Raw genomic sequence first — 254 nt, 5'->3', positions numbered from 1 at the left:
GGAATGCTGTCGCTGTGTGTGAGACACACACCGGCGGGTTTTAGGCCAGGCCAGGGAGGCACAAGGACATGTCTTCCCTGAATTTAAGGAAAGTGATGCCCTGTTCGCTGCTGAAAGAGCCCCTGACTGGGTGGATGCTGAGGAATGCCATCGGTGCAGAGTACAGTTTGGGGTGGTGACCCGCAAGCATCACTGCCGAGCATGTGGGCAGATCTTCTGTGGCAAGTGCTCCTCCAACTACTCCACCATCCCCC

Annotated in this window: 1 protein-coding gene; it reads left to right on the top strand. The window is 57.1% G+C overall.

Annotated elements, in window-relative coordinates:
• Positions 1-130 precede the first annotated feature (130 nt).
• A partial coding sequence (locus tag L9G74_RS23140; protein WP_369123392.1) for an FYVE zinc finger domain-containing protein occupies positions 131-254 on the top strand: 124 nt, incomplete at its 3' end.

The sequence above is a fragment of the Shewanella electrica genome (assembly GCF_022321485.1).
GTDB classification, from domain to species: Bacteria; Pseudomonadota; Gammaproteobacteria; order Enterobacterales; family Shewanellaceae; genus Shewanella; species Shewanella electrica.
The sequence above is the reverse complement of the archived record's forward strand: the minus strand, read 5'-3'. Positions and strand labels throughout refer to the sequence as shown.